21 protein-coding genes are annotated in these 24,937 nt (G+C 58.5%); 7 read left to right on the top strand and 14 right to left on the bottom strand.

Annotated elements, in window-relative coordinates:
- Positions 1-357: 357 nt before the first annotated feature.
- The 9 genes from AAAX73_RS08255 to rnd all read right to left on the bottom strand — a co-directional run bounded on the left by AAAX73_RS08255 (position 358) and on the right by rnd (position 9,375).
- Entirely contained in the window at positions 358-1,536 is a 1,179-nt protein-coding gene (locus tag AAAX73_RS08255) for an acetate kinase (RefSeq protein WP_055252342.1), read from the bottom strand.
- Between the two features lie 164 nt (positions 1,537-1,700).
- Positions 1,701-2,879, bottom strand: a complete 1,179-nt coding sequence (locus AAAX73_RS08260; RefSeq protein ID WP_055252343.1) for an acetate kinase — start codon at positions 2,877-2,879, stop codon at positions 1,701-1,703.
- A 120-nt stretch (positions 2,880-2,999) separates the two neighbouring features.
- On the bottom strand, positions 3,000-4,160 hold the full coding sequence (locus AAAX73_RS08265) for an MFS transporter (protein ID WP_055252344.1): 1,161 nt from the start codon (positions 4,158-4,160) through the stop codon (positions 3,000-3,002).
- A gap of 113 nt (positions 4,161-4,273) precedes the next feature.
- Positions 4,274-5,170, bottom strand: coding sequence for a LysR family transcriptional regulator (locus AAAX73_RS08270; protein WP_055252345.1), 897 nt, complete (start codon positions 5,168-5,170; stop codon positions 4,274-4,276).
- 41 nt (positions 5,171-5,211) lie between these two features.
- Positions 5,212-5,547 (bottom strand): histidine triad nucleotide-binding protein, encoded by a 336-nt coding sequence (locus tag AAAX73_RS08275; protein ID WP_022094103.1) that lies wholly within the window; start codon positions 5,545-5,547, stop codon positions 5,212-5,214.
- Positions 5,548-5,596: 49 nt separating this feature from the next.
- Complete coding sequence (xseB, locus tag AAAX73_RS08280; RefSeq protein ID WP_055252347.1) at positions 5,597-5,863, bottom strand: exodeoxyribonuclease VII small subunit; 267 nt, start codon at positions 5,861-5,863, stop codon at positions 5,597-5,599.
- 42 nt (positions 5,864-5,905) lie between these two features.
- The gene (xseA, locus tag AAAX73_RS08285) at positions 5,906-7,357 is read right to left on the bottom strand and encodes an exodeoxyribonuclease VII large subunit (RefSeq protein ID WP_349125606.1); all 1,452 of its coding nucleotides are present in this window, start codon (positions 7,355-7,357) and stop codon (positions 5,906-5,908) included.
- A gap of 115 nt (positions 7,358-7,472) precedes the next feature.
- The gene (locus AAAX73_RS08290) at positions 7,473-8,177 is read right to left on the bottom strand and encodes a zinc metallopeptidase (RefSeq protein WP_118081779.1); all 705 of its coding nucleotides are present in this window, start codon (positions 8,175-8,177) and stop codon (positions 7,473-7,475) included.
- Between the two features lie 64 nt (positions 8,178-8,241).
- Positions 8,242-9,375, bottom strand: a complete 1,134-nt coding sequence (gene rnd / locus AAAX73_RS08295) for a ribonuclease D (RefSeq protein WP_117745907.1) — start codon at positions 9,373-9,375, stop codon at positions 8,242-8,244.
- A 98-nt stretch (positions 9,376-9,473) separates the two neighbouring features.
- On the opposite strand from rnd, the gene AAAX73_RS08300 reads away from it, so the two are divergent.
- The 5 genes from AAAX73_RS08300 (at position 9,474) to AAAX73_RS08320 (ending at position 16,291) form a co-directional block, all read left to right on the top strand.
- Complete coding sequence (locus tag AAAX73_RS08300; RefSeq protein WP_055252351.1) at positions 9,474-10,391, top strand: diacylglycerol kinase family protein; 918 nt, start codon at positions 9,474-9,476, stop codon at positions 10,389-10,391.
- 410 nt (positions 10,392-10,801) lie between these two features.
- Positions 10,802-12,601 (top strand): C69 family dipeptidase, encoded by a 1,800-nt coding sequence (locus AAAX73_RS08305; protein WP_343007020.1) that lies wholly within the window; start codon positions 10,802-10,804, stop codon positions 12,599-12,601.
- 409 nt (positions 12,602-13,010) lie between these two features.
- The gene (locus AAAX73_RS08310; protein ID WP_343007021.1) at positions 13,011-13,586 is read left to right on the top strand and encodes a hypothetical protein; all 576 of its coding nucleotides are present in this window, start codon (positions 13,011-13,013) and stop codon (positions 13,584-13,586) included.
- Between the two features lie 214 nt (positions 13,587-13,800).
- Positions 13,801-15,552, top strand: coding sequence for an energy-coupling factor transporter ATPase (locus tag AAAX73_RS08315; protein ID WP_349125607.1), 1,752 nt, complete (start codon positions 13,801-13,803; stop codon positions 15,550-15,552).
- Complete coding sequence (locus AAAX73_RS08320) at positions 15,545-16,291, top strand: energy-coupling factor transporter transmembrane component T (protein ID WP_349125608.1); 747 nt, start codon at positions 15,545-15,547, stop codon at positions 16,289-16,291. Before AAAX73_RS08315 ends, AAAX73_RS08320 begins: the two co-directional genes overlap by 8 nt.
- 124 nt (positions 16,292-16,415) lie before the next feature.
- Here AAAX73_RS08320 and AAAX73_RS08325 read toward each other — a convergent pair whose 3' ends face one another.
- On the bottom strand, positions 16,416-17,162 hold the full coding sequence (locus AAAX73_RS08325) for an aspartate/glutamate racemase family protein (RefSeq protein WP_349125609.1): 747 nt from the start codon (positions 17,160-17,162) through the stop codon (positions 16,416-16,418).
- 85 nt (positions 17,163-17,247) lie between these two features.
- Positions 17,248-18,504 carry an ATP-grasp domain-containing protein gene (locus AAAX73_RS08330; RefSeq protein WP_118081792.1) on the bottom strand — a complete coding sequence of 419 codons (1,257 nt, stop codon included), beginning with the start codon at positions 18,502-18,504 and terminating at the stop codon, positions 17,248-17,250.
- A gap of 314 nt (positions 18,505-18,818) precedes the next feature.
- Between AAAX73_RS08330 and AAAX73_RS08335 the strand changes: the two genes are divergently transcribed.
- Positions 18,819-19,952: a glucosaminidase domain-containing protein gene (locus tag AAAX73_RS08335; RefSeq protein WP_118081795.1), complete on the top strand. Its 1,134-nt coding sequence runs from the start codon at positions 18,819-18,821 to the stop codon at positions 19,950-19,952.
- Between the two features lie 39 nt (positions 19,953-19,991).
- Here the strand turns inward: AAAX73_RS08335 and AAAX73_RS08340 are convergent, their stop codons facing one another.
- From AAAX73_RS08340 to AAAX73_RS08350, 3 genes are all read right to left on the bottom strand, one after another.
- Positions 19,992-21,383: a protein kinase gene (locus AAAX73_RS08340; RefSeq protein ID WP_158567298.1), complete on the bottom strand. Its 1,392-nt coding sequence runs from the start codon at positions 21,381-21,383 to the stop codon at positions 19,992-19,994.
- 95 nt (positions 21,384-21,478) lie between these two features.
- Complete coding sequence (locus AAAX73_RS08345; protein ID WP_349125610.1) at positions 21,479-21,901, bottom strand: XRE family transcriptional regulator; 423 nt, start codon at positions 21,899-21,901, stop codon at positions 21,479-21,481.
- A 47-nt stretch (positions 21,902-21,948) separates the two neighbouring features.
- A complete protein-coding gene (locus AAAX73_RS08350; RefSeq protein ID WP_349125611.1) occupies positions 21,949-22,392 on the bottom strand; it encodes an FxLYD domain-containing protein in 444 nt (147 codons plus the stop codon).
- A 222-nt stretch (positions 22,393-22,614) separates the two neighbouring features.
- Between AAAX73_RS08350 and AAAX73_RS08355 the strand changes: the two genes are divergently transcribed.
- Positions 22,615-24,936 carry an NAD(P)/FAD-dependent oxidoreductase gene (locus tag AAAX73_RS08355; protein ID WP_349125612.1) on the top strand — a complete coding sequence of 774 codons (2,322 nt, stop codon included), beginning with the start codon at positions 22,615-22,617 and terminating at the stop codon, positions 24,934-24,936.
- Position 24,937 lies beyond the last annotated feature (1 nt).

A 24,937-nucleotide genomic window follows, 5' to 3' on the forward strand; every position in this document is an offset into this window, starting at 1 on the left:
GCAGCCCTGTGGGCGCCAGCGGAATGTGGGGTCACCGCGCGGACCGCGTCTGATGGTGTCGACGTCAATGGTATACGGGCGCATCATCGACGTCTTCAATACAGAAAATATCAGTGCGGAATGTTTTCAGAGCTTTACCCTGTAGGGTCCCTGCCGCTACGTAGCAATCAGGGCATCTGGAGTGGACGGCGGCTTGACTACGAGCTGGGGCTGAAGATCTGAATGGATGGGTGCCGTTGCTAGGGGCGCAAGCGTTGCTGGCGATGGTCACTTTGGGACTGGTATTTCCGCCTGCTAGTAAAAAGGCCTCCGGAGCTGTTGCTCTGGAGGCCTTTCGTTTACTTGTAAATGCGCGCGTTAGTTGTTCTTGGTCAGACGCTCGACGTCGTGGGCGATCATGTATTCCTCGTCGGTGGGGATGACCATGACCGTGACGGCGGAACCGGCGGCACTGATGACCTGCGGGCCGCTGCCCACGGCCTCACGGTTCTTGTTGTTGTCGATGCGCACGCCCAACCACTCAAAGCAGTCGCAGAAGGCCTTGCGGATCGACCAGTCGTTCTCGCCGATGCCGGCAGTGAAGGTAATGGTATCCACGCCCGCCATAGAAGCGATCATGGAGCCGGCCTGCTGCATAGCCTTATAGGCGAACATATCGAAGGCGAGCAGGCAGCGCTCATCTCCCTCGGAGGCGCGCGTGCGAATGTCGCGGGCGTCGTTGGAGATACCCGAGATGGCGAGCAGACCAGACTGCTTGTTCATCATGTCGTCGACTTCCTGGTAGCTGTAGCCGCCCTCGCGCTGCAGGTAGCACACGGTAGCCGGGTCGATAGAGCCGCAGCGGGTTCCCATCATCAGGCCGTCAAGCGGCGTGAGCCCCATCGTGGTGTCACGGCATACACCGTCCTCGATGGCGGCAAGCGAGGCGCCGTTGCCCAAATGGCACGAGAGCAGGCGGTGGCAGCGCGAGCCCAGGATCTCCTTGGCCATCATCCACTCGTAGCGGTGGCTCGTACCGTGGGCGCCGTACTTGCGCACGTGGTACTTGTCGCACACGTCCTTGGGCAGGGCGTAGGTGTAGGCAACCTCGGGCATGGTCATGTGAAACGAGGTGTCGAAGACGGCCACGTTGGGCAGCTCCGGATACTTCTCACGGCAATACTCGATTGCTGCGGCCTCGCCATAATTGTGCAGCGGGGCGAGCGGGGCCACCTCGAGAATCTTAGCCATGACCTCGTCGTCGACGACCGCGGAATCCTTAAAGTGCCAACCGCCTTGAACAATGCGATGGCCAATGCCATCGATCGTAAAGTCGGTCTTCTCGAGCTCCTCGAGCACACGCGCGATAGCCGAACGGTGATCCGGGAAGGGAACCTCCTCGGTTTGCTTGGCGCCACCGTTCTCGGAGTGGCCAAAGATGCCCATGTCCGAACCGATACGCTCGCAGTTGCCCTTGGCGAAAACCTCGCGGGTATCGGTATCCAAAAGCTGATATTTAAGGCTTGAGCTACCGGCGTTGACAACAAGTACGTTCATGAGACTCCTTTGCAGTGCGATACGGTCGGCGCAGACCCCTTAAGGCGGCCGCATGTTAATAAGAAGTTATCACACCTTGATAAATAGCTATCAGGCATATCGCCCAACGAGCACAAAAGAGGGGCCGAACGGCGCTCGGTCGTCCAGCCCCTCCCCTCTTGCAATTACTTGCCGTTGACGATGCGCTCGACGTCGGAAGCGATCATGAACTCCTCGTCCGTGGGGATGACGAAAATCTTGACCTTGGAATCCTTGGCGGACAGGCACCAAGCGCCGTCGCCACGCAGGGCGTTACGGGCGTGATCCATCTTGACACCCATAAAGGCCAGACGATCGGCCACGCCGGCGCGAACGGCCGGAGCGTGCTCGCCAATGCCGGCGGTAAAGACGAGCGTGTCCATGCCGCACATGGAAGTAGCCATCTCGGCGGCCTTGGCGGCAATCTTGTAGACAAACATGTCGAAGGCAAGCTGAGCCTCGGGGTCACCAGCGGCGGCGAGCTCCTCGACGTTGCGGCAGTCGTTGGTCTTGCCGCCGGTCACAGCCAAAAGGCCGGACTTCTTGTTCATCATCTCGTCGACCTCGTCGAAGGTGTAGCCGCCCTCGCGCTGCAGGTAGCACACGGTAGCCGGGTCGATGGAGCCGCAGCGGGTGCCCATCATGACGCCGTCGAGCGGGGTGAGGCCCATAGTGGTATCCATGCACTTGCCGTCCTCGATGGCGCACAGGGAAGCGCCGGAGCCGATATGGCACACGACGACCTTGCGGGCCTCGCCGTTGGTCATCTCGGCGACCTTCTTGGAAATGTAGCGGTAGCTGGTGCCGTGGGCGCCATACTTACGGATGTGCAGTTTGTCGCAGACGTCCTTGGGCAGAGCGTAAGTCTTGGCGACCTCGGGCATGTTGAAGTGGAAGGCGGTGTCATAGACCGTGACGTTGGGCAGGTCGGGATACTGCTCCAGGCAGAACTCGATAACGTTGGCCTCGGGATTGTTGTGGAGCGGCGCGAGCGGGGCGACCTCGCGGATCTTAGCGAGAACGTCCTCGTCGACGAGGGAGGAGTCGCCAAAGTACCAACCGCCCTGAACGATGCGGTGGCCGATGCCCTCAATCTTGACGCCGTTGGCCTCGAGGTCCTTCAGGACAACCTCGATGGCGACCTTGTGGTCGGGGAACTCGATGTTCTCGGTCACCTTCTTGGAACCGTTGGCAGCATGGGTGAAGGTACCGCCGGTGAAGCAGACGCGCTCGCAGGAGCCCTTTGCGGACACCTTGTGGGACTTGGTATCGATGACCTGATACTTAAGGGTCGAAGATCCTGCGTTGACGACCAGAACGTTCATGTGTCTCCCTACTAACAGGCGGTGTGGCGCCGCCAGGTTACATACGCTTCAATAATAAACCCAAACGCCCTCGCGCTCGGGTTTATTGCGTTGATATATAAGTTATCGGTGCCTAAATACTCATGGCCTTTGGCTTGTAAGACGAAAGAGCGCGGGGATATACACCAGAGAAGAAATCCCGAGCGCAACAAGCAATATGACTCGAATATCCGCGATGCTGCTCAACGCAGCATTGAACAGGTAGAAAAGGATGGCACCCACCGCCACCATCTGGCTTTGAACCGAAATCAGTGAACAGCGCATCGAAGAATCGGCAGCATTTTGAAAAATCGAGTATTTGATTGGGGCAAACAACGAGTACGCAACCGTCTGCAGCACATAGAACACGGGCAGCAAATTAGCCGGAGTAAGGGGAATCAAAAACAAAGCTGTCAATACTAAGCGAATGATGCCGCAAATACGCGTAAAACGGCCCTTGTCGACACGAGCAATCACACTGGGCACAATAAATCCTATGGAGGCGGAGGCAAGGAGCTGGACCGCAATGGTCACGCCCGAAGCGACGGCATTCATTCCGCGGCCTGCAAGCAACAGTGAGAAGAAGTCTTCCAGGGCGACGAAGGCAAATGCCTGAGAACAGTCCATGATGAACGCTGACCGAAGAATGCCATTACCCGCAATAGCAGCACCGATCATCTTCGGGCTCATTCCATGCCCAGGTGTCACCGCAGCGCCCTCTCTTCTCGCCTCAGGAATACAGACAACGACAACCAATGTCAGCACCATTGTGATGATATCGACCGAAAGCCCAATGAGATACGCGCCAGCGGACGAAATGAAACCGCCCACACAAGCGGAGAGGGCATAAGAGGCATAGAAAACAAATCGCTCAACGACATTAAGTCTTACGAGCTGGTCCTGAGAGACGCTGTCAATGTAAATCGCTTCTATGGATCCGCTCAGACATGCAACGGCAAAACCTTTGAGAGCGAACGCACCGATTAAAAGCAGAGGAGAACGGACGAGAAGCAGGGCGGCGTAGTATCCAAGCATCCCCACGACGCCAACGAGACCGCTTGTCTTTCGTCCAAACCTATCAGCAATATAGCCAGTAGGAACTTCAAGGATGAACTTGCTCACTTGATATGCAATCATCATGCTAGAAATCGCCACCATCGAGAATCCGACGAATTCAAGGTAAACCGTCAGAAAATACAAAATGGTGCTGAAGTTCGACAGAAAAACGAACGTCATATAAAGCAAAACCGTACGGTTTTTCATGTTCCGCCCTCCAAGAGTCAGCAATCTAAATCGGAATCTTGGAAAAGCATGAGGGCAAAGCTGTCAGCTATGTGTTGCAAGGCGTCAATAATCACTTGACGTCTCGAAGCCAATTAATTTCGCGAAGCAAGATGACGCAATAGGTGCAGAAAAACCGTCTGGTGTCGATCAGTCCAGGAATTTTGCCGATAGCAAAAGTAGATAGGCAAGGTTACATCACGCGAGCCTTCAATGGAGCACTCACTCACTTCTGATCCATCCGATGCGAGAGAGGACCCGGACAAACTCAATATCAATCCCCCGGCTTGAAGAAACTCAGCCTGAGCCCTGCTTCCGTATTCAACATCACGGAAGCGAAAATTGACGAGCTGGGCTTCAGGGCATTGGTTGATCGCATTGAGACAGGGTGACAAATTAATGGGAACAGCGAGCCTGCCGCCCAGTAACTCACGAACGGTCATAGCGCCCACGGATTGATGACCCGCTGGGCAGGAAAGAACCTTGAGCTCCTTTTCACCCAAGTATTTCGAAGAAAGGACACTATCCCTTGGTTCCTCAAATGAGATGGCCGCATCCGAAATGCCAAGCACAAGTGATTCAAAGCATGTAGCCGTTGGCTGATGCCACACATCAAGGTGAATATGAGGGTGCGAGCTTTCAAACGAGTCATACCAGTTTTCGGCAAAAAGTCGCCCCCGCCCATGAAGGCAGGGGGCGTAAAGACGAAAGTGGCCGTCGGGCGAGACGCCGTCGTCCCTCGATTGAGCGTACTTTTTGAGATCGTCGACTTGTGCCAGGATCACGCGTGCACGACGCGCAAATTCTCTGCCCGCCGAAGACAAAACAGCCTCACCCGCCGATCGGTCAAGCAAAACAATCTGATACTCAGATTCCAACTTTTTGATTGCCGACGAAACGGCCTGCGGACTCACATGAACGGCGCGAGCTGCTTTGCGCACGCCGCCATAGTTCGCTACCGCTTGAAGGTATTCGAGTTGAGAAAGCTGCATAGACTACTCCAAAGGCAGCCAAGTCGACGGGCTACGCGTCCTCAGATGAGGTTCTCGCCCAGGTTTTTGCCACCGAGGACGTGCATGTGGAAGTGCATGACGGTCTGGCCGGCGTTGACGCCCTTGTTGGAGATGACGCGGAAACCGTCCTCCAGGCCCTTGACCTTGGCGACCTCCTGGATGGCGTGAGCCATGGCGCCCATGGTCTCGGCGGGCACGTTGTCGGCGATGTCGCTGTAGTGCTTCTTGGGGATCACGAGTGTGTGGACCGGCGCCTGGGGGTTGAGGTCGTCGAAGGCGATGACCTGGTCGTCCTCATAGACAACGGTTGAGGGAATCTCGTGGTTGGCGATTTTGCAGAAGATGCAATCACACATGGCTGGTTCCTTTCTCACAGACCAAGGTAATTATATTTGGTCGGGATGGTTAGAACGAAAGCTTGTCGTCGGTGTTGGCGGCCTCGCCGTCGGCGAGCACGTCGTTGCCGTCGACGTCCTTAAGGAGCACCGAGACCTTCTGCTCGGCATCGGACAGGCGGGTGCGTAGGCTCTTGAGGAGCTCGACGCCGCGGGTATAGCTCTCGAGTGACTCCTCGAGCTCCATATCGCCCGACTCCAAGCTGCGGATGATGAGTTCCAACTCCTGCGAAGCCTGCTTGTACGTAAGCTGCTCGACCGGGGTCTTCTCTGCCATATCTGTTTCCTTTCCTAAAGGCTTATCGCTATGTAACGCGGCCTACTCGACCGCATCGACCGTTGCCGCCACATTGCCGTCTGCCATGCGCACGCGGATGGCGTCGCCGGGCTTAAAGGTCTTGGCGGTCGTAGCCACCCCATCATCGCTGTACGCGATGGAATAGCCACGGGCAAGCACCTTGAGCGGCGACAGGGCATCGAGCGACGCGGCAGCTCGGCCTAAGTCGGACGCAGGCTTGCTGAGCATCGTGCGCCCCTGATGCTCCAGACGGGAGCTCGCAAGTGTGAGCGCATGGCGCTTGCCATCGAGCCCTGAGGTGCTTGCGATCAAGCGCTCGGGCAGACGCTCGAAGTTGGAGCGGAAGGCCCCAACCGAACGCGTTATGGCGCCGGACAGACGATCGGCCGTCAGGGCAAGCTCGGACTCGCGACGCTCGACCATAAACGTGGGGTCGTTGAGGCACGGGCGGCATGCGGCTGCATCGAGCGCGTCGCCCAGACGAGCCGTATAGGCATCCCAGGCTCGACGACCGCGCTGGTCGAGCATTTCCAGATCGACCTGATCCGACCCGATCATCGAAGCCATCGCGGCGCCCAGACGCTGATGGCGCGTCTCGAGCACGTCGGCCAACTCCGTCATAGCCGGCGCCACCGATTCTGCCGCTGCCGTTGGCGTGGAGGCGCGACGGTCGCTCACCATGTCGCAAATCGAGGTATCGGGCTCATGGCCAATACCGGTCACCACGGGCACAGGACAAGCCGCCACTGCGCGGGCAAGCTCCTCGTCATTAAAGGTCATGAGGTCCTCAAAGGAGCCGCCGCCGCGCACCAGCAAAATACAGTCGGGCGCCGGCGTAATGGAAGCGGCGCGGCGCAAGCCCTCGATGAGCTCGGCCGGCGCACCCTCGCCTTGAACCTTGGCGCCCACGCAGACGAGCTCGACGAGCGGGTTGCGACGACGCAACGTGCGCTTGACGTCGTCGATTACGGCACCCGAAAGCGAGGTGACGACCGCCACGCGGGAGCAGAACACCGGGATGCGGCGCTTGCGCGCTTCGTCCATCAGGCCCTCGCGGCGTAGCTTTTCGGCCAGTTGCGCCACTTGTTGACGCAGCAGACCCTCCCCCGCCAACGAAAATGAGCGGGCAACAAAGCTCATGCGACCCGTGGGCTTATAGAGATTGAAGCTGCCCTTAAAGCTCACCTGCATGCCATCGCGCAGATCGAAGGTGCGCTTGAGATAGGCGCCCTTCCAGATAATGCAGTCGACGGCGGCCGAGTCGTCCTTGATCTGGAAGTAGCAGTGACCGCTTCGGGCGTTAGGACCACGAAAACCTGTGACCTCGCCCAGAACGCTCAGCTGCGGAATGGCATCGAGCGCACCGGCGGCGATCTCCACTGCCTGGCTCACGCTGAGCTCCTTGCGCTCCTGATCGTCCGAACCGTCGAACTCGGCGGAAACGGCATTGCCGGTTAGATTCCAGCCTGCCACGCAGCCTCCTTTCGTTATCGAGCACAAGGGCTTCGACCCTGCGCAGATTCAAGTCCAACACATAGTACAGCGCCGCGGGGACAAGAATCTCCGCGGCGCCTGTCAAGCCAATTTGTTATCGGTTGGAGTTTCTGTTGTAGCGGGCCATCAGGTAGAGCAGCTGAATAATCGAGGTGAGCGCCGCCGCCACGTAGGTGAGCGCGGCTGCCGTCAGCACCTTCTTGGCACCGTTGACCTGCTTGGAACTCATGCCCGACTGCTCGATATACGCCACGGCGCGGCGACTGGCATCGATCTCGACAGGCAACGTAACGAGTTGGAACAGCACACTAAACGAGAAGAAGATCAATGCGAGGGTCGTGAGCCCGGCGATGTTCATAAACAGGCCCAAGAGCAACACGATGGTCCAGGTGTTCTGGGTAAAGTTGACGACCGGGACCAGGGCGGTGCGAACCTTCATCATGGCGTAACCGCTCTGACGCTGGGCGGCATGACCCGCCTCGTGGCAGGCCACGGCAACGCTTGCGACCGATCCGCCCGAACGGTTAGCGTCCGAGAGATACAGGTTGTTATCCTGCGGGTTGTAGTGGTCGGTGAGCTCACCGGCAACGCCCTTGATACCCACGGCGTTGCAACCGTTGGCGTCGAGCATGCGGCGAGCGACCGTGGCACCCGTGTCGCCGTCCGAGCGAACCTTGGACCAGGTCTTGTACGTCGAGTTGATATAGCTCTGCGCCGCAAGACCAAGCACCGTACAAACAAGGACAACCAGCAGGTACAGCGGGTCGATGCCAAAGCCGTAACCATAGTAATAGGGCATGCGAATTCCTCCGAATCGAATTACACGTTGGAGGCATTCTACCCAATCAAGCGGCTAGGCTTCCTTACAGCAATTCAATTTTGCCATCTTTGACCGTCAACCCCATGTTGCCGGAAAGCAGATCGTCCAGGCGCGAGCCCACAAGCTCAAAACGCCAACCTTCGCGCAAACGGCTTTGCTCAGGATGCTCAATGTAGTCGGCCAGGTCATCGCGCGAGGCAATGACCGAGGTCGCCACGCCCGAGCGCTCGGCAACCAGGCGGATGAGCGCGTACATGAGATCCGTCACGCTCTCAAGCTCCGGCGAAATCTGGCGATGCCCGCGCACCATGAGCGGCAGGCGATCGTGCGGACAGCTTGCGCCGCGCTTGATGGCCATCAACGCGCCATCCACGTCGCGCTCCCCCAGCTGGTCGGTACCGCGGATGCTACGGAACTCCTCGACACGCACGGGATTGCGCTTAACCAGGGCCAGCAGCGTATCGTCGGACATGACCCACTTGCGCGGGATGTTGCGACGCTCGGCGCGGTCCTCGCGCCAAGCGGCAAGCTCGCGCGCAATGCCCAGCTGATGGCGGCTACACGAGTTGATGCGTTTGACCTTGCGGAATGCCTCATGGCGGTCGGCGCGGTAGTGCGACTCGTCGGCCAAAGGACGCAACTCGTCGAGCACCCAGTCCACGCGGCCCAGCTCACGCAGGCGGCTCATCATCTCGGTATAGGCGACGATTAAGTACTTGACGTCATCGATCGCGTACTCGATCTGCTTATCGCTCAGCGGGCGGCGCGACCAATCGGTCAGCGACTCGGTCTTGGGCAGTGATACGCCGCAGAACGTCTGAACGAGCGCACCATACGAAATCTGCTGGCGCTCGCCCAAAAAGGCGGCGGCAACCTGCGTGTCAAAAATCGGTCGCGGCAGTGCGCCCACGGTATGGAGCATAACTTCCATGTCCTGTGAGCAAGCATGGAATACCTTGACCACGCCCTCGTCGGCCATAAGCTCGGCAAGCGGCGACAGGTCGTCGATCACCAGCGGATCGACAGCGACACTCTCGGCGGGGGTGGCAATCTGGACCAGGCACAGGCGCGGATGAAACGTGCGCTCGCGCAAAAACTCGGTATCGACGGCGATCGCGTCGAACTCGCGGGCGCGCTGGCAAAAGTCGACCAGAGCCTGATGTGTGGAAATGTACATATCAACCCATCGAATAAGGTTAGGCCCGAAAAACACGGGTAGGATATCAGCATTGCTCTACAACTATACTCGGTTAGTCACAGAACGGGAACGTAAGTATGCGCTGCCTTATCATCCACAACCCGGCATCGGGCCCCAGCTCAGATGAAATCTACGCGTTCACGCACGCCCTCGCGCAGGGCGGCGACGAGGTCGTGATGCGTTTTATCGGCGATGGCATGGAGCCCGAGGACGCGGTAGCGGACGTTCGCGAGTTCGATCGCGTGGTCGTTTCGGGCGGCGACGGCACCGTCTCCAACGTGCTCGACCAGATGCGCGGGTGCGGTGTCCCCACGCTTGTCTTCCCCTCCGGCACGGCCTGCCTGTTCTTTAACAACATCGGCAATGCCCCCGAGGCGGCGGCACTCGCCAAGGCTTGCCGCGACGGCCGCACGGTCAAAGTGGACATGGGTGAGCTCTTTTGGCTCGACGAGAACGGCAACGAGAAGCGCCACGGCTTTATCATCATCGCCGGCTCGGGCTTCGACGCCGAGATCATGATGAAGGCCGCTCCCACCAAAAACGACATTGGCGAGATCGCCTACTTCCTCTCCGCGCTCGCCACGCCCAACCCCACGGTGGCGCACTTTACCATTGAGCACGACGGCATTGTCGAGGAGCTCGACGGCATCTGCTGCATGGCAGGCAATACCTCGGTCATCCAAAACGACATCAACCTGTTCCCCAACTGCCGCATGGACGACGGCATGGTCGACATCGTCGTTATTGAGCCCGTGCGCACGATGCAGCTGCTCCCCACGGTAATTACCGCCGCGCTCGACCCCGCTGGCAAAGTGCTCGGCCGTCCGCAGTTTAAGATCATCCAGACCAAGGAAGCCAAGATCACCTGCACGCCATCGCTGGGTATGCAGTTCGATGGAGAGATCATCTCCAGCAACTCCGGCGTCTTTGGCGCTCGCGCGCTGCCGCAATGTCTCGACCTCATCGTCGACGATTTTTCACCGCTCGGAAAATAGGAGGACCCCATGAACGACAATCCCCTGATTGGCTTTATCGTCATCGTCTTGGCCATGCTCGTTGGTTACGCCATCAATGTGATCCACCGCCGAAAGAAGTAAATCCACATTGGTATGATATTCATCCAGTTATCGACTCTCCCGTTGTTTATGCAAATCCTAAACAGCGGGAGAGTTTTCTTTTTGAGCATTGTCTGGCGCTTTATTCAGCTACAGTAAATGCAGGGTGCCTTTATTTAACTAAAGCAATAAAATGAGTATTATTATCCGCTCATCGTATATTTCTTCACGCTCATCGAGTAAAAGCTGTTGTCGAATGAATACTCTTTACACTTCCTTTAGGCTAGTAGATGTATTTATTAGCTGAAACTCCGTACGGTTTCGCGGGGTTTCAACAGTTGGGAGGGATCATGAGGTTTACTCATCCTGTCAACACGCTCAAGAAGCTCGGCTGCGGCCTTGCATTTGGAGCAGCGGCCATTATGGCCATGCCGACTTCGGCGCTCGCTTGCACCCAGATCTACATGGGCAGCCAGCTCACGGCAGACGGCAACACGTACTACGGACGCTCCGAGGACTTCGGCCCGCGCTACATCAAGCACTTTGGCATCGAGCCCGCACACAAGGACGGCAGCAAGTACACCTCGGTCGAGTCCGGCTTTGAGTACAAGTCCAAGGGCGCAACCTACCGCTACACCTTCGTTCGCGACAACCCCTCTCAGTGGGAAGATCGTTACGACGCATATTCCGAGGCTGGCATCAACGAAAAGGGCGTTTCCTGCTCTGCCACGCTGAGCACCTCCTATAACGAGAAGGCAGAGGAAGCCGACCCCGTCACCGAGGAGACCGGCATCGGCGAGTACAACTACGCCAGCGTCATTCTGGGCGAGAGCGCCACGGCCCGCGAGGGTGTCGAGCTCCTCGGCAGCCTGATTGACGAGCAGGGCGTCTGCTCCAACGACCAGATCATCATTGCCGACAACAACGAGACCTGGTTGTTTGCAGCGCTTTCCGGCCACCAGTGGATCGCTATGAGGCTCACCGACGATATTGCCTCACTCAACCCCAACATCGGCAACCTCACCTATGACGTCGACCTCGACGACACCGAGAACTGCCTCCACTCCGAGGGCATCGAGTCCATGCCTAAGGAGAAGGGCTTTGCCGAGTACACCGACGGCAAGTTCGACGTCGCCAAGACCTACGGCGAGGAGATTAGCGAGGCCGGTATGCACCAGTGGTCGCGCTATGTCCAGGGCCGCGATTACTTCATGGCTCCGCTTGCTGAGGGCACCGACTATGAGATCGTCAAGGACGAGCGCGAAGACGCTCGTGCGACGACCGGCGCCCTGGTCCACGAGATGCAGCCGCTGTTCTTCCAGCCCGGCAAGTCCGACTGGAACACCTTTGAGATGATTCGTTCCTTCGCCGCTCGCGGCGAGAATGTCGCCGGCCTCAACGCCAACACCGACGGCGCCTATGCCATCGGCTCCAACCGCAACACCGAGATCCACACCTTCCAGATCCGTCACGGCATGGACCCCGAAATCGCGACCATCCAGTGGGAGATGCTCTCCAACGCCGAGTTCTCCGTCGCTATCCCCCTCTATTCCGCACTGCTCACCGAGGTCAGCCCCTACTTCAGCGATCAGGATGTCTCCTTCGATCACTGTGAAGAGGAAGACGTCGTGAACAACGAGGAGCCCAAGAACTCCATCAACTACGTCCTCATGGACATCAACACGCTCGCCTATGAGAACCGCGACAGCTGCGCCACCGGCGTCCGCGCCTATCTCGACGCCCTGCAGAAGGAGCTCATTGAGCAGAACCTGACCGTCGACGAGGCCATGCAGGCCGCCAAGGACACCGAGGCCCGCACCGCCCTGGCCAACAAGGCCGGCAAGGCAGCGACCAAGAACACCTACGTCAAGTGCAAGGCCATGCTCGAGGAGATGCGCGACTACCTCAAGAAGGGAGACTTCTCCGAGAAGTTCGTCCCGAGTGACTACGATGCCGACAACGACTGCCTAGTCGAGTCCATCACCTACGCCGACGAGGCCCTCTCCGATGAGGACGTTGCCGAGCCCGAGGTTGAGGAAGAGGCGACCGAGGAGAAGTCCGAGGGCAACAACATGGCCGCCATGGCCGTTGGCGCCGTCGTCATCATCGGTGTCTGCGGCTTCGTGCTCTATCGCCGCAAGAAGGCCTAAGACCCTCGCGTTCCAAGAGACGGGCGGGGTCGCATGAGTCATCCCGCCCGCTCAGCCTGCCCTTTTGACCGGCAGGAAACGCCGCCGAAATCTTTTCAAAAAAAGATTTCCCCGCACACACTTCGCTGTGCTATAGTGCAGCGCAACAGCAACGAGGTGCAACCGCGCCAAGGCATCACGAAAGGAGCCACCAAGATGATGAACACAATGAAGTCCCTCAACAACTGGTGGTGGCGTGATGCGAATACGATCGGTCGACAGTGAGTCCCTCACGCCTGTTTTTGCGCTCTAGGTGATTGGAAGGCCTCCGGTTTCGACCGGGGGCCTTTTTCTATCTCGAGCCCGATCGCATTCGCATCACGCGCCTCCGTTTTTCTCTTACACTCCCCTTTTTGAAAGGACTTTTACCATGTCTCAGAACACCACCGCCACAGCCCAGCCCCGCACCGTCCAGACCGCCGACCGCGGCAAACTCGATATCCACGCCCTTGTCCTGCTCGCCATTCTGCTTGCCGCAGGCTTCATCCTCAACTTCACCGTCGGCAAGGCAATCTCGGGCATCTCGGGCGGTATGATCAGTCCCGAGTTCATCATCTCGGCCTTCTGCCTCACCATCCTGGTCGTTCGTCCCAACATTGGCCAAGCGCTCGTCATTGGCCTCATCTCAGCGGCCGTGATCCAGATCACCACCACCTCGCCGTTTGTCGATTTTGCCGCCGAGGGTATCGCCGCCATGCTCATGGCCGTCATTGTCAACGCCGCCGCCAAGGACGGCCAGGTTAAGCCCGTCGTCGCCATCGTCGCAACATTCGTGACCACCTTTGTCTCCGGCGTTATCTTCATGGTCATCAAGATGGCCATGCTCGGCGTGGTGGGCGAGCTCGCCGCAGCCATGCTGCCCGTCGTCGCCATGACCGCCGTGTTTAACGCCATTCTGGTCGGCGCCCTCTACATGCCCATCCAGAAGGCCCTTAAGCTCAACTAACCTGTTCGGCTTTGCGAGCCACCCCATCTTGGCGTTCATTCGTCGCTCGCGTACCCAAGTACGCTTCGTTCCTCTTTCGCGCCAACCTGGGGCACCTCGTAAAGCCGTCTCCGTGCTTCACCGCCAAAGACTGTCCCAAACAACGAGCTCTTGAGGACGTTCTTATAAACGACTGGACATGCAAGAACGTCCCCAATGACTATGAAAGGTACCCATGGAAACGATCATCAACGTCGACGACGTCTCGTTCTCCTATGGCACGCAAACCGAGCAGGCGCTCAGCCACGTTTCGCTCAGCGTGAACAAGGGAGATTTCATCGGCATCATCGGGCCCTCGGGCGCCGGTAAGTCCACACTTGCCGCCTGTCTGTCGGGCGCCGTGCCTCACCACTACACCGGCACCTTTTATGGCTCCGTGTTAGTTGACGGCCACGACACCTGCGAGGTCTCGCTCACCGACGTATCGCAGGTCGTCGGTAGCGTACTGCAGGACATCGATACGCAGATGGTCGCTTCGGTCGTTGAGGACGAAATGCTCTTTGGCCTCGAGAACTTTGGCGTTCCGCACGATCAGATCGAGCAGCGCGTGAGCGAGACGCTTAAGACCGTCGGTATCAGCGACCTGCGCGACCGCGAGATCGCCACCCTCTCGGGCGGCCAAAAGCAAAAGGTAGCTATCGCCGCCATCCTCGCCATGCGTCCGCGCGTCTTAGTGCTCGATGAGCCAACCGCAGCGCTCGATCCCGCCAGTTCCACCTTGATCTTCGAGACGCTGCGCGAGGCAAACCGCGCGCTCGGCATCACCATCGTCGTCGTTGAGCAAAAGGTCGCTTTACTTTCGGAGTACTGCAACCGTGTGTTGGTGCTCGATCACGGCCAGATCGCGCTGCAAGGTGAGCCGCACGAGGTCTTCGCACGCACCGACGAGCTTCGCACCATCGGCGTCGATTGTCCGCGCGTCACGCGCATCTTCAACAGTCTCGAGGCCGATGGCTTGGTAAGCGGCACGCCCTGTCTGGATGTCGACGAGGCAGAACGCCTGATCACGGAAATCGTCGACCCCGACCGTGCGACAAGCGATACCCAGGCGCCCGCAGGCTCCCCGCACGCGCCGTCGCTGCGCCCGCATGCGAAAGACGCCGAGCCGGTGCTCACCTTTGACCATGTCGAGTTTTCTTACCCCCATGGAGGCGCCGCCGTCCACGACCTCAACTTGACGCTCTACCCCGGCGAGCTCGTGGGCATTGTCGGCCAAAACGGAGCCGGCAAAACCACGCTCACCAAACTGCTCACGGGTTTGCTCAAGCCCGCATCGGGCAGCGTACGCGTTACGGGCTTGGACACGGCATCGGTTCCCACGAGCCGCATCGCACACGAAGTGGCAACGCTTTTCCAGAACCCCGACCGCCAAATCTGCAAAGACACCGTGCTCGACGAGGTCGCCTTTGGTCTAGAACTTGCCGGCATCGACCGCGCCGAAGCCCTGCGTCGCGCCCAGCTGGTCATCGACCGCTTTGGTCTGCCCGCCGACGAGGCACCGTTCTCACTGTCGCGCGGCCAACGCCAGATGGTGGCGCTCGCCTCCGTTGTGGTGATCGAGCCCAAGATCGTGGTGCTCGACGAGCCCACGAGCGGCCTGGACTACCGCGAGTGCATGACCGTGATGGAAACGGTGCGCACCATGGCAGAGCGCGGTTGCGCCGTCATCATGGTCTGTCACGACATGGAAGTCGTTTCCGACTTTGCCGAGCGCATCGTGGTGATGGCCAACGGTCGCATCCTCGACCGCGGCCGCACGCACGAGCTGTTCTCGAACATCGAACTCATGCAGCGTGCCTACGTTGAGCCGCCCCAGGTCATCGAACTCTCGCGCCGTCTGGCATCCACCGTCTCGCCCGCCTTTACGCAGGTGAGTGAGGTCACTGATATCGTTCGCATTACCGAGGAGATGGTCCGCCGTGGTTAACGTCATCGACTACATGCCGGGCGACACGCTGCTACACCGCCTGAACCCCGTCATCAAACTGGGCCTCGCCGCCACCATCATCATCGGCATTTTCTTGTCCGACACCTATGTGGCACTGCTGGGCTTTCTGGCACTCACGCTCGCGCTGGGAGCCTACGCCGGCGTCGTCGACCGCCTGCTCGCTCTGCTCAAGCTACTGATTCCACTCGCGCTCATCATGCTGGTGCTGCAGCTGGCTTTTATGCGCGATGGCAACGTGGTGTGGAGCTTTGTCACCGATGAAGGCCTCATCACCGGAACAAAGGCCTGTCTGCGTCTGCTGGGCGTGGCGCTACCGCTTATTCTGATGCTCATGGTGACCAAGCTCAACGACCTTGCCAACGCCTGCGTCGAGGTGCTGCACGTTCCGTATCGTTACGCCTTCACCTTTACCACGGCGCTGCGCTTTGTGCCAGTGTTTGGCCAGGAGATGAACGCCATCATGGAGGCGCAGACCGCACGCGGCATCGAGTATGACACCAAGAACCCCATCAAGAAGCTCAAGCTCATGCTGCCGCTGTGCGTGCCGCTACTGATCTCGAGCGTGGGTAAAACCGATGCCACGGCCCTGGCAGCCGAGCAGCGCGGCTTCTACCTGCGCACGCGCGCGAGCTCGTACAAGCGCTACCCCATCAAGGGCCAGGACATTGCCATGCTTATTGTTAGCATTGCCCTCATCGTCCTCGGCTTCCTGTTCTAACCCATCGCCACCGGAAACCGACAAACGAAAAAGGCCGCGGCTCGCATCAAACGAGTCGCGGCCTTACTGTTTTCGCAGATAAAACCTGCCAAAATAAACCTGTCCCTTTTTGGCAGGTCGAGGGCTACAGGCGGTAGGGGGCTCCGCTACGGATGATGGATTCGCGCACCAGGACGTCCATGGCATCGAGGGTGATCTCGGGCATCTCGCGGTACTTCTGCAGCACCGAGAGCTCTGTACAGGCCAGGATAACGCGATCGCAGCCGCTGCGAGCGAACTCCCACATCACACGATCGAACTTATCCATATCGGGCTCACGTCCGGCCTTCACGTCGTCGTAAATGAGCGACATCACGTCGGCCTGACGCTTCTCGCTGGGATAGACGACTTCGACACCTGCCGCCTTACACTCGCGCCCGTAGACGCCGGCGCCCACGGTGCCGTCGGTACCCATAATGCCGATCTTGTGCACCGGCTCGGCCGGCATGCTCAAGTTAGGGTCGAATTCGCACTCCCCCATCACCGCGCCCGCCAGGGCATAGCGAACCGACTCGCGCGGCATATGGATAATCGGCACCTCGGTAAACGACTGAATCTGGTCGTAGAAGTAGTGCGATGTGTTGCAGGGAATGGCGATATGCGCACAGCCCAGCCCCTCGAGCGCCTGCGCACATTCCTTCATGGTCGCCAGCAACTCGGCATGCTCGCCGGTCTTGATGGCCAGCGTGCGGTCAGGCATGGTCGATTTAGAGAGCACCACCATGTCGATATGTTCCTGATCGCAGGCGGCCGCCGTGTGACGCACTACCTGGTCGTAGTAATACGACGTAGCCTCGGCGCCCATACCGCCGATAACTCCCAGTTTTTCCATCGCCGCCTCCTTGATGACGCTCGCACAATTGCGCGTATCATACCCGCGCCCGCCCGATACAAACCGGGCGGGCGCGACGTTCATTCTATTTGTAATACGTCTTGAACAGCTTAAAGTGGCGCAGCTTGGTGTGCCACATGCGCAGCCAGCGGTTAAAGACAAAGTCGCCCTTCATAAACGAAGGATCGGCAGCCTTGCCCTCCTTGGCCAGACGATGCGCCTTCGCACGCAGCTCGGGGTCCTTGACATACTTGTCAACGACGCCCATGGGGACAACCATCCACAGCGCCTCGTCCTGCGCCGTCACAAATTCCGGCTCAAACGGACGGTTATAGACGTACTCATCCACCACGTATTTAGCAACGTTAAAGCCGCTGTTGGTGACGTAGTAGTTACTGCGGCCCTGACGCGTGTTGAAGTCGAAGAACTTAAACGAACCATCGCGTTGGTCGTACTTGACGTCGAAGTTGGAGAAGCCCGTGAACTTAAGGTCCTCAAGCAGCTTGCGCACGCCACCCATGAGCTCGTCGTTGGGCTCGGTGATGATGCAGGCGTGGTTGCCGACACCATGGGGCTGATGCTCCTCGAGCAGCACGTGACCCAGGCACATCATGCGAACCTTGCCGTTGCGGTCGGAATAACTGGTAAGCACGCGCATGTACTCGTCGTTGCCGGGCACGCGGTCCTGCAAGATGAGGTCATCGGTGTAGCCACTGGCGTACACATCGCGAATGACCTGCTCCAGCTCGGCGCGATCGGCAATCTCGTAGGCCTTCTTCTGGCCCTCGAACTCGTGCTCCCACCACATGATGCCGTCAGAGGGCTTCAGAATCATCGGGAAGGGAAAGTCGATCTGGTCGAGCACCTCGGCGGAAGCCTCGCCCTGGGCGTTGAGCATCGCCATGGTAAAGGTAAACGTGTGCGGATAGGGTACACCGTGCTTCTCGCACAGCTCGTAGAAGATCTCCTTCTTCTGGCACTGCTCGAGCATACTGTAGGGCGCATAGGGCGCGATGACGTTGGAGGCAAGCTGGCCGGCATCCTGAGCCTGTGCGGCAAGCGCGACGTAGTTATCGCCGCAGCCCATGAGGATAATCTTCTTATCGGGATTGGCCTGTGCAATGCCGTTGACGGTCTCGATCATGACCGGCATAGTGTCGATATCCACATTGGGCGTATAGTCGATAATCTGGCTGCGGTATGCAGGACCCGTCTGATACTTGCCAAAGACCAGGCTCTTGACCTGATACTCCTCGTAGAAGGCGCGCGCCACCGAATAGGCGTTGATATCGCCGCCGAGCAGCACGGGTATAAACTCGCGCTCTGTAAACTGCAATGCCATGGAAACTTCCTATCATCAACTGCCCGTACGATGGGCGGTCTTTATGCAACTGGTTTATTCTAGCGTGCCAAACTGCCGCTTCCCAAAGTTCCACCATATCTATGGCAAGCAGGCGCTTATGATCGAGCCCGCAGGGTTCCGTAACGTTAAAGTTGAACTCTATGGTTTCTTAACAATTCACTATAACTGCAGGTCAAGGCCAAAACCTCAAGTTCAACTTGACCCTTTAGAACCTTTAAGGTTCAAGTTGAAGTCGAAAGCAGTAGTAGAATACCTTTCGAACTATAACCTACGATTGATTGCAGAGGGACTGGATGCAGCATTCGAACCATCGCACCGCAGCGCTCATCGCGTCGAAGCCGGCTCGTATCATCACGAGCGCCGCGCTTGCCGTTACACTGACGGCCGCGCCGATGCTCTCCCCCGTCGCAGCCTATGCCGCCTCGCAGGCAACGCAGGATCAGCTTTCCGCTGCCCAGCAGAAAATCGAAACCGCCACGAGTGCCTACAACGAAGCCCGCACCAAGCTCGAGGATCTGCAGAAGCAAATCGACACTAACGAGGCAAGCATCGAGAAGATCGAAGCCGAACTTCCCGATCAACAGGCCAAGGCGAGCTCCGCCATGCGCGATCTGTATAAGTACCAGAAGGGCACCAACCCCATCGTGAGCTTCCTGGTCAACGCGCAGAGCCTGGGCGAGTTCATCACCACCTGCAAGTACACCAACCAGATCACGAGCTCGAGCGTCGACGAGATCGAAGAGCTCAACAAGATGCAGACCGAGCTCGAGCAGAACAAGACCGAGCTCGAGCAGGCGAAGTCCCAACTCGAGACCGAGCAGAAAACCGCCGAGGACGCACTGGCACAGGCCCAGCAGCTTCGCAGCGAAGCCCAGGCAAAGGCCGAGCAGGAGAATGCCGCAGAGCTGGCCAAGCTCGAGGCCGACAAGGCCGCTGCCGCCGAGAAGCTCTCGGGCGAGGGCGTGAGCGGCAACAACTCCAACAGCCAGGCCAATAACGCCAACACCACTATCGACACCACGGTGAACAACTCCAATACCGGCAACTCCGATTACGACTCGTTTATCAACGAGTGGACGAGTCGCATCGACAACTACCTCGCCGGCTCCCCCATGGCAGGCCAGGGTTACAACTTTGCCGTGGCAGCCTGGAACACCGGTGTTGACCCTCGCTGGTCTCCCGCCATCGCCTGCATCGAGAGCAGCAAGGGCCTCTATTGTGCCGGCTCCTATAACGCCTGGGGCTGGAGCGCCCGCGGCGGCGGCTGGCGGAGCTTTGGTAGCTGGAGCGAGGGCGTCTCTGCCCACGTTGCCTACCTGGGCGCCAACTATGGCTCCACGCTTACCCCGGCAGCCGCCAAAAAGTACTGCCCGCCCACGTGGCAGGACTGGTACAACAAGGTTGCAACCCAGATGAACCGCATCTAAGATCAACGTCAAAGGGCCCCAATTGGGGCCCTTTTTCTTTTACGCGACGGAGGTATCGACGACGCCAGTCGCGTTTGCAATGGCAACAATGATAATCATTACCAACAAGAGCACACCCATAGCCTTGAGCCAGAGCTTTGCAAGCTTTTTACCGCGGTATCTATCGAGTAGCTCAAACCGCCGGCGAAGGCGGCGTTTGTCGAGCATCACAAAATGGATGAGCACTACGAGACCGTCGACGAAGATAAAATACTCAATCGCGAGAAACCACATCGGGTAGTTTTGGTTGGCGCCCGTAGGATGAAAAACGGCAAAATGGCTTCCGGCAAAGAAAACAAGTAGCGAAAGATAGACGAATGCGTTCCAAATGCGCCCAACGGTGTCGGGAATGCGGGAGAGTAAATTCGGGCGCTCAGGCACCAACGGCAATCCGCCCTGAGACTGATCCGTGGGGAGCACGGGCGCAGGGCACACGGCTCGCCGCTCCGGAGGCTCTTGGAAGGAAGCAGCATTCGGCGCGGACGACGGCGTCGGTGCGGACAACGCATAGGATGCACGCGCAGCGTGCCCTAGCGCCTTCGCGCTTGCAAAGCGCTTGTCCGGATCGAGCGCCATCGCCATGCAAATAACATCGGCAAGCGAGGCGGGGATATCATATGCCTCGCATTGCTCGCGCATGTTCCGACCCGGCTTGGGGTCGGCCCCCGTCAGACAAAAGAACAGCAGGGCACCGAGCGCATAGACATCGCTGCGCACGCTCGTCTGGCCAAAACCATACTGCTCGGGCGGCGCATAGGGACGCGTGCCAAACTTAACGGTATCGGCATCGGCTCCCTCGCGCCACACGCGAGCGATTCCCAAGTCGATAATCACCAGCGATGAAAATGTCATGCCTGTATCGGGCGTATAGTTTGCGCCCGATACGATGATATTCGAGGGCTTTAGGTCGCGATGGATCACCGGCGCAGCCATCTCCCCCGCCGACGCAAAGCCGGCATGGAGCTCCGCAACTGCATCACAAAGGGCGCCAAACAGCTCACAGGCATAATCGGGCGTCGCACCCAAACGCCCCACCAGGGCCCCGAGCGTTTCGCCTTCGATGTATTCCATGACCACGCAAAGCTCGTCGCCCACGCGGCGGCAATCGACAATCCGAGGCAAGTGCTCGTAACGTCGCCCAGCATGCTGGGCCGCAAACAGGCGTTCATACGCCCCGCCAATCTGGGCCGACGCGTCGATGCGCTTGCGAACAAAGGGGCCAAGAGATCCTCCGCCGGAGCCCTCAAAGTACACGAGCTCGGTCGTCTCGACGTCGGAGTGCTTGAGCACACGGTCTACGCGATAGCTGTCATCACGCTCAAGTGACGCCAGGTGTCCGGCGAGCGCAGCGGTCAGCTCATCATCGGAATATGTTGGGCTCTGAGTATCCATAGCGTCCATAATAACGCAGGGCGCGGACGCCCCATGACGCCCGTGCCCTGCACGTTCTAAATATCGTGAACACCGCTTCCGCCGGCAGCCAACCGTTAGCTCACCGTCTCCTCACCAAAGCGATACAGCTCCTCGTTCACCTTTTGCAGGCTGCAGCCACGATCGATACAGAAAATGATGATGGCGTCACGGCGGTCCTTGCAGTTGAGGACATTGGCGCCCGCCGCCGACAAGGCGCGGTTGGTCTCCTTGAGCGTCAGCGCCATGGCAAAGGCAATCTGCAGCACCTTATTGCGGCTCGGATGCCGCGCACCGGTAAAGATCTGATAGCCAAACGTCTCGTTGAGGTCGGCCATACGCACCACGCGCGAGCGCTCCAGCCCCTTTTCTTCCAAAAGCTGTTTCAGATACTCCGAAAGCGACGGGGCGGTAAAGTCGTGCTCTTTGATATAGCCCTCGATACTCGGAGCATCGAGCAGCTCGTTGAGCAACTCTTCGGTTAGCTTCTTATCAGGCATATGGCCTCACCCCCCAGCTCGCATAGTAACCATGTTTTTAATTCTAGTTAAAAACCGCTCACGTCAGAACGTTCCCAGCTGGCAACCTGGTCGGGAGATACCGTGCTCATCGCTTCGAACTTCCAGGTGCCGCCCGCTTTGAGATGGTTGGTGTTCGCAAGAGCCGTTCCCACCTGATTGCCGTCTGCGTCATACAGAACATACTCAATCTGAATGTAGCTTTGCTCTTTATCCGTATTATTGGTCAACGTGCCAGTGATCTTATACGCGAACTGATTAGACGTATCCCCGGCCTCATCCGAAACCGTATAGGGTTCTTGTGCCTCTTTTTTCTCCTCGACTTGCTGGGTCTGTTCGGCAGGCTTTGCTGCATCACCCGTAGACGAATCAGACGAGTTACCGCCCATAGAACCCACGACGCCGGCAACAACGAGCACCACGATGACGCCCAAAACGATCTTGCCGATCGGCTTCTTTCCCTCTTTTGCCATTATGCATCCTTCCTACGATCCGGCTACCGTGCCGGCACACAGCACATCGTAGGAGGCAGCGAGCTCAAATTCATTAGCTGGGAGCTAATGTCGCAGCACAGCTTGCCACCTGGCACTCATTGAGTCTTTTTTCCTTCACCGAACTCACTCCATTGTTGTTGACTATTAAACATTTAGACGTAAACTGCTTTGTTACCTTGTCAACATCTGAAAGGAACCTCATTGGGAAAAGACGTACTGGTGCAGCAACTCGTCGACTCATTCGACAGCTGGCCCGCCAAAAATTCCGGTTGCGGATCGTCCCGCATGACACAAGAGCTCTATCCTTTTGACAAGCTCTTCTCTCCCATCAAAATTAACAAGCTCACCGTCAAAAACCGCATTGTCATGGCACCGATGGGCAATATCGACATGTGCGAGGAAACTGGCCGCCCCAGTGACATGATGCTGCAGTACTTTTTCGCCCGCGCCAAAGGCGGCTGCGGCCTCATCACAACAGGACTCGTACCGGTAAGCCACGGCATCGATACCACGGTCACCGAGCTGGACAAGCTCACCTATTTCCCGCGCATCGATCGAAGCCGAACCGTTATGGCAGGCTGGCGCGACCTTGCCCAAGGTGTCCATGCCTTCGGATCACGCATTTTTGTCCAGCTTACGGCCGGACTCGGCCGCGTGGGCAACCCGCAATGCCTCATCACGCAAAAGAAGTTTCCGGTCTCGGCGAGTTTCTTGCCTAACTACTACATCCCCGCCATTCCATGCATGCGCCTCTCGGACCAAAAGCTGCGCCGTATCGTAAACAATATCGGCCAAGCGGCGGCCGATGCTCATGCCATGGGCATCGATGGCGTCTATTTGCACGGGCACGAGGGTTATCTTATCGAGCAGCTCGGAAACCCCGCCTTTAACCATCGCAAGCTCGGACGTTATGCCGATTGGCGTCAGTTTGGCCTCGATATGATCAAAGAAATCCGTCGCCGCGTTGGACCCGACTACCCCATCATGTACCGCATCGACCTTTCGCTTGCACTCGAGGAAACCTATGACGAGCAGGTCATGAATTCGACCTATCTGGGACGCATGCGCGGCGGCCGTACAGTCGAACAGACCCTGGGTTATATGGAAGAGCTCGTGGCGGCGGGAGTAGACATCTTTGACGTCGACCTTGGTTGCTATGACAACTGGTGGATGCCCCACCCGCCTGCGAGCATGCCCGCAGGCTGCTTCGTTCCCGTGGCGCGCGCCGTTCGAGAGCGCTTTGCCGCCGACAATATCCGCTCCAATGCCGGCCTTCCCGTACCCGTTGTCGCGGTGGGTAAGTTGGGCTACCCCGACATTGCCGAACGCGCCCTTCGCAATGGCGACGCCGATATGATCATGCTCGGACGCCCGCTGCTTGCGGATCCCGAGTGGCCCAACAAGGCGTACGCCGGTCGCGTGGCAGATATTCGCCCCTGCATCGGATGCCAGGAAGGATGCCTCAACGAGTTTGTCGAAGGGGGCCATCCGCAGTGTGCCGTCAATCCACGCTGCAGCTTTGAATACCTCATGCCCCAGACACCCGCTCCCGCCAAAGAACCCAAACGCATAGCGGTGATAGGAGCCGGACCCGCTGGGATGGTCTGTGCGCTAATCGCCGCGCGTCGTGGCCACGACGTAAAGCTCATCGATGCCGAAGATGAACTTGGAGGAAAACTCCTCTCCGCCAGCGCCGCCCGGATCAAGTTCGACCTCGATAACTACCGATCATATCTTGTTCGACAGGTGCGCGAGCAGGCAGAAAAACCCAACGGGAACCTGACACTCGAACTTGGACGGGCAGCACGCGCCGAAGATCTTGCAAAAGCAGGCTTCGACGCAATCGTGTGCGCGACAGGCACTTCCAATGCAATACCGCCCATCCCCGGTCTTACGGAGCTTGCAGCATCGGGCCATGCCGTGCTGGCAACGCAGCTACTGCGCCAACCCGCGCTGCTTGGCAACGCCAAAACCGTCACCATCATTGGCGGAGGGGCCGTGGGCTGCGAGGTTGCCCAATGGCTCACCGTCGAACACGGCATACCACAGGTCAGCGTAATTGAAATGCTGCCTCACATGATGCAGGGCGCCTGCACGGCAAATCGCGGCCACCTACTCCATACGCTCAGGGGACGCAATGTGCGGCTCCTCAATATGACACGCGTCGAGCGCGCGGAAGTCGGCGGCAAACGCGAGTCTGGAGCCCCATCGAGGTGTGCGCGTCTCCACTTGAGTCGCAACTGCCACAAAAACGTTCCCGACCCCTACGTCTCGTGGTCACCGGTCTTGCCCGAGAACGTCGAAAACCCGCTTGCACCCAAAATCGGCAACGACTGGAAGTCACTCGAGCTAACCTGCGACTTGGTAATCATTGCCTGCGGCGGACACCCCGACGACGCGCTGTTCTACAAACTGCAGCAGACGCACGCCGCTGACGAGCTGCATAACATCGGCGATGGGTTTGCGCCCGGCCGTGTGCTCGAAGCGGTCCGTGCGGCATACCGACTCGGCACCAATATCTAAC

It is taken from the genome of Collinsella sp. CLA-ER-H9, from assembly GCF_040092295.1.
GTDB lineage: Bacteria > Actinomycetota > Coriobacteriia > Coriobacteriales > Coriobacteriaceae > Collinsella.